Here is a 4,571-nt window from a genome sequence, read left to right as displayed (position 1 = left end):
GGCGTGGACTATGCGATCGACACGACCGGAAACGCCGGTGTCGTGGACGGGATGCTCCGATCGCTGGGCCACCGCGGCCACGCCGTTTTGCTGGCCGCAGCGAACCCCGAAGCGGAGTCGAAGGTGAACCTGTCGCAGGCCGTGGCCCGCGCCATCCGGATCACGTCTGTCGTCGAGGGCGGCGTCATCCCGCAGCTGTTCATCCCCGAGATGATCGAGCTGTATCTGGCGGGTGAGTTCCCGTTCGACAGGCTCGTTCGGACGTACCCGTTTGCCGAAATTGCGCGGGCATTCGCCGACAGCGAGTCCGGCGAGGTCGTCAAGCCCGTCCTTACCTTCGGCTGAGTCCGGCGCGCCTCCGCCGGCGCACCGCGGCGGCGATCAACAGTCCCAGGATGGCGCCGGAGGCGTTCGCGACGAGATCGCGCGGATGAGAGATCCGGTCCGCCAACGGTATCTGTGCCAGCTCGATCACGAGGGTCAGCGCGATGGGAACGAGAAGGCCGACAGAGCCGCGAAAGAGCAGACCTGAGGCCAGCCCGATGGGCAGGAACATCAGAATGTTCGCCACGATCTCAAGCGGTGATCCCTCCGTCCAGGTCGACCATCCGATCCACGATTGAAGATTGAGGATGCCATAGGCCTCCTGGTTTCCCTCGGTCGCCCACGGCAACGGACGCAGCGTCACCCACAGAACGGCGCCCGTATAGAGGGCACCGAGCGCGGCGATCGTTGTGCGTGCCGGTCGGCCGAGGGGGAACATCGTCATCGAACTCAGATTGTCATGCCGTCGGGAGCTTTACCTGGGTGAGCTCCTCGGAGCATTCCCACATGCGGGCGGCCTCGTTCATGCTGCGGAGCGGCCGGAACAGGGGCTGCTCGCCGGGCGTTCCGCCTACGCGACCGGGTCCCATCGGCCCGAAGAGCAGACCGCGGCTCATGACGCCCGCGTTGTTGATGAGCAGGTGGATCGGTTCGCCCTCGGCGCGCAGCGTCTCGCCGAGTCTCGCCACGGACTCGAGCGACGAAAGGTCCAGATCGCGGAGCGACACCGCGGCATCGGGAAACGTGGCGCGGATCGTCGCGAGCGCGTTCTCGCCCTTCGTGCGGTTTCGCACGGGGACGATGACCTCGGCGCCGGCCGCAGCGAGTCGGCGGGCCATGATCAGGCCCATGCCATCGCTGGCGCCCGTGATGAGCGCGCGCTTGCCGGTGAGGTCGGGAAGGGTGATGTCGATCTTCTTGCGTGGCACGGTGTGCTCCTCGGATGTCTCGTGTTCTGGTGTTCCCACGATCGCCCGCGGCGCCGAGGCCATCCAGGGCCTCTCGATCCCCCGATACGAAGGGGGGATCGCCGGACCGTGGCTCCGGTTGTCCACACGGGGTAGACATGACGGACGCAGGGAGATGAGGGAACACCGTGATCGACCGCAGGGGATTGGCCGAGTTTCTTCGGACGCGCCGCGAGGCGCTGCAGCCGGAGGATGTCGGACTGACGCGCGGTGCTCGGCGCCGAACCACCGGGCTGCGCCGGGAAGAGGTGGCAGCGCTCAGCCACATGTCGACGGACTACTACTCCCGCCTCGAGCAGGAGAGGGGCCCGCAGCCGTCCGAGCACATGCTGGCATCCATCGCCCAGGGGCTCCACCTCTCGCTCGATGAACGCGACCATCTGTTTCATCTCGCGGGGCACACGCCGCCCGCGCGTGGCGGCGGACGCGATCACGTCAGCCCGGGCATGCTCCGCATCCTGGATCGACTCGACGACACACCCGCCGAGATCGTCACCGAACTAGGCGAGACGCTTGTGCAGAGCCGGATGGGCATCGCCCTGATGGGAGACAAGGTCTCTCTCACCGGGCCCGAACGCAGCCTCGGTTTTCGCTGGTTCACCGATCCCGCCACGCGGGAGTTCTACGCCCGAGAGGAGCACGGGTTCCTCAGCAGGATGTACGCGTCGGGGTTGCGTGAGATCACGGCGTTGCGTGGCCCCCGGTCGCGCGCTGCCGAACTCGCCGAGCTTTTGCTCGCGCGCAGCGACGAGTTCCGCACGCTCTGGGCAGAGCACGAGGTGGGACTGCGGCCGCACGAGACGAAACACTTCGTGCATCCCGAAGTTGGTGCGCTCGAACTGCACTGTCAACGGCTGGTCGACCCCGCGCAGGCGCAGTCGCTGATGGTCTATACGGCCGTCCCGGGCAGCGAGAGCTACGAGAAGCTGAGCCTGCTGTCGGTGATCGGGGCGCAGGCGCTCGGTTGAGCGAGTAGCGTCGCCCCATGCATCGGCTGTCCCGCGACGAAGCGCGCCGCATCGCGGTCCGGGCTCAGCTGCTCGACGCCGACCGTCCAGGTGACATCGTTGAGGTTGCCGAGCAGATCGGCGCGATCAAGATCGATCCCACCGCCACGATCGCCCCTGCCGAGCAGACGGTGCCGTGGAGCCGGATCGGTTGGGGCTACGAACCCGGCCAGCTCCGCAAAGCCGTCGAGACCGATCGGCTGCTTTTCGAGCACGACGGATGCTTCTGGGCAGGCAGCCTGCTCGCCCCGATGCTGTCGATCATGCGCCAGGGCCCGCGCCGGCAGGCGACGGTCGACTACCTCGAGGCGAACGACGCGTTTCGCCGAGACATCCTGTCCCGACTTCGCGCCGAGGGCCCACTCGCGGCATCCGACTTCACCGACACGAGCGTCGTCCAACGCGACCGCTCGAGCGGATGGTACGGGCCGAACGAAGTGCCGCGGATGCTCGAGATCCTCGCGCGGATCGGCGAGGTCGCGATCGCCGGCCGGGTGGGCCGCCAGCGCCTGTGGGACCTGCCGGAGCGGGTCTATCCGGCCGACCTGCCGGTGTTCGAGCCGGCCGAGGCTGAGGTGCTGTTGCAGCAACGGCGCCTGCAGGCGGCCGGCATCGTGAAGCAGAAGTCACCCTGGACGCCGGTGGGAACGGTGGGCGAACCCGCCGAAGTCGAGGGCAGCAGCTGGAAGTGGCGGGTCGATCCTGAGGCGCTCGCCGCTCTCGACGACGACCCGGGCGGGCGCGCCGCCATCCTGAACCCGTACGACCGCATGCTCTTCGACCGTCCGCGACTGACCGAACTGTTCGACTTCACCTACGTGCTCGAGCAGTTCAAGCCCAAGGCGCAGCGGGTGTACGGATACTTCGCGCATCCGATCCTCGTCGGCGATCGCTTCGTCGGGCTGCTGGACGCCGAACTCGACAAGAAGAAGGAGACGCTCGTCGTGCACGCCGTGCACGAAGTCTTGCCCTACGACGACGACGAGCGCGAGATGGTCGAGGCCGAGATTCGGGATCTGGCCGGATGGCTGGGGGTCGCGCTAGCGGGGCGGTGACCGGGCGCGCTAGCTCGTTGCCACGTCGATGAGTGCCTTGCCGACGAGCCCGCCCTCGACCGCGTCGTGCGCGGCGGCGGTCTGTTCCAGGGCGAATCGAGTGATCGGCAAGCCGGCTTCCTGTCCGACGGGGAGCGCACCGTCGCGAAGTGCGGCCGTGACATCCTCGACAGCGGCCGTGATCGCATCCGTCCCCATCGTGTAGAGCAGCAAGAACTGGTACCGGATGTTGAGGGCGAAGTGCGTGCGGATGTCGAGGCTCATCTCGGTTCCGCCATCGGTCGCGTAGACGGCGACGGAGCCCTGGTTCGCCAGGACGGCGGCATTCAGTTCTGCGTTGCGCGCGGGGGAGACCTCGACCACGATGTCCACCCCATCGGGGGCGGCGGCGCGGATCTCGGCGGCAGCGTGCTGCTCGCGATAGTTGACGACGGTGTGCGCTCCGGCCGCGAGGGCGAGGTCCGCTTTGGCGTCGGAAGACACGGTCGTGACGACGGTCGCGCCGGCCCAGCGCGCGAGCTGGATGGCGGCGTGTCCGACGGCGCCGGCCCCACCCGCGACCAGCACGGTCCGGCCCGCGAGTGAACCGGGGGCGAGCCGCGAGGGGCCGCCGTCGTGCACGGTGAGCGCTCGATGCGCCGTCAGCGCGGGCACGCCCAGCGATGCGCCGACGTCGAACGAGACGCCTTCGGGGAGGGGCGCGACGAGATGAGCGGGCAGGAGCGTGTACTCCTGCGCGGTGCCGGACGGGCGGTCGAATGCTGCGAGAAACATCCAGACCCGATCGCCGGGCGCGAGGTGCTCGACGCCCGGACCGACCGCGTCGACGATGCCTGCACCGTCCTGGTTGGGTACCTGCTCCGGGAAGCGCGTCGGGGCTGAGGCGCCGCCCGCCCGGCTCTTCCAATCCGTCGGATTGACGCCCGAAACGATCACGCGAACGCGGACCTCGCCCGCGCCGGGCTCGGGGATCTGCGAGTCGATCTCGTGGAGGACGTCGGATGTTCCGGTCTGGGAGTAGACGATGGCGCGCATGGTGTGGGCAACCGGCCTGCGCCGTTGGGCATTCCCGTCGGTCACTGAGCCTGTCGAAGTGACCAGCGGAGCCACCCGCCTGCGGGTTCGCTTGCGCGACGCAAGATGTGAGAAGTCTCATCTTTTCGGCGTGATTTCGCCGTTTTTTGGGTGCTTTTCGGGGTTCGGATGTCGGTGGTCAT

General features: G+C 68.1%; 5 protein-coding genes and 1 pseudogene. 3 read left to right on the top strand and 3 right to left on the bottom strand.

The window, feature by feature from the left end; genetic code table 11:
* Positions 1–345, top strand: a pseudogene (locus tag MIC448_RS13795) (NAD(P)-dependent alcohol dehydrogenase); the annotation flags it as partial.
* On the opposite strand, the gene MIC448_RS13790 reads toward MIC448_RS13795, so the two are convergent.
* Both MIC448_RS13790 and MIC448_RS16620 read right to left on the bottom strand, forming a co-directional pair.
* Entirely contained in the window at positions 332–769 is a 438-nt protein-coding gene (locus tag MIC448_RS13790; RefSeq protein ID WP_051513963.1) for a VanZ family protein, read from the bottom strand. The pseudogene MIC448_RS13795 and the gene MIC448_RS13790 sit on opposite strands and share 14 nt — an antisense overlap.
* Before the next feature lie 13 nt (positions 770–782).
* Positions 783–1,316, bottom strand: coding sequence for an SDR family NAD(P)-dependent oxidoreductase (locus MIC448_RS16620; protein ID WP_306342169.1), 534 nt, complete (start codon positions 1,314–1,316; stop codon positions 783–785).
* A 104-nt stretch (positions 1,317–1,420) separates the two neighbouring features.
* Here MIC448_RS16620 and MIC448_RS13780 point away from each other — a divergent pair, with 104 nt between their 5' ends.
* Together MIC448_RS13780 and MIC448_RS13775 are read left to right on the top strand one after the other, a co-directional pair.
* Entirely contained in the window at positions 1,421–2,260 is an 840-nt protein-coding gene (locus MIC448_RS13780) for a helix-turn-helix transcriptional regulator (RefSeq protein WP_036300854.1), read from the top strand.
* Positions 2,261–2,277: 17 nt separating this feature from the next.
* Complete coding sequence (locus MIC448_RS13775) at positions 2,278–3,354, top strand: DNA glycosylase AlkZ-like family protein (RefSeq protein ID WP_036300853.1); 1,077 nt, start codon at positions 2,278–2,280, stop codon at positions 3,352–3,354.
* 9 nt (positions 3,355–3,363) lie between these two features.
* Here the strand turns inward: MIC448_RS13775 and MIC448_RS13770 are convergent, their stop codons facing one another.
* Positions 3,364–4,389 (bottom strand): NADPH:quinone reductase, encoded by a 1,026-nt coding sequence (locus MIC448_RS13770; RefSeq protein WP_036300850.1) that lies wholly within the window; start codon positions 4,387–4,389, stop codon positions 3,364–3,366.
* Positions 4,390–4,571 lie beyond the last annotated feature (182 nt).

The sequence above is a fragment of the Microbacterium sp. C448 genome, assembly GCF_000582705.2.
GTDB lineage: Bacteria > Actinomycetota > Actinomycetes > Actinomycetales > Microbacteriaceae > Microbacterium > Microbacterium lacus_A.
Note: the sequence above shows the minus strand (reverse complement) of the source record. Positions and strands in the feature narration are given on the sequence as shown.